A 401-nucleotide genomic window follows, 5' to 3' on the forward strand; every position below is an offset into this window, starting at 1 on the left:
GAGTCAGAAAACTTAAATAATTGACAACGCCACGATGCGAATGCATCACCCCTTTAGGCTGCCCTGTCGAGCCTGACGTATAAATCATGTAAGCAAGATGCTCGGCCGTGACTCCACTGTCCAGTCGTGTCTTGGGACACGCGGCAATCTTGGCCCAGTCCGTATCCAGATCAATACGTCGTGCCTGGATTTCAGGCAGCCTCGCTTCAAGGTGGGATTGCGTCACCAACACCGCGACGCTCGCCTGGCGCAACATAGATGCTAAGCGTTCGGCCGGATGGCTGGGATCCAGCGGCAAATACGCACCGCCCGCCTTCAGAATGCCTAATAGGCCAATGATTGCCTCAAGCGAGCGCTCGGCGCATAGTCCCACCACGACTTCCGGACCCACATCTAAGGCA

The 401-nt window shown here is 56.1% G+C and carries 1 protein-coding gene; it reads right to left on the minus strand.

Translation table 11 applies throughout. The features are described 5' to 3' along the window. The coding region (locus KPG66_RS17155) for an AMP-binding protein (RefSeq protein ID WP_237071648.1) at positions 1 to 401 on the minus strand (401 nt) is incomplete at both ends.

The sequence above is a fragment of the Mycetohabitans sp. B2 genome (genome assembly GCF_021733735.1).
Classification (GTDB): Bacteria; Pseudomonadota; Gammaproteobacteria; order Burkholderiales; family Burkholderiaceae; genus Mycetohabitans; species Mycetohabitans rhizoxinica.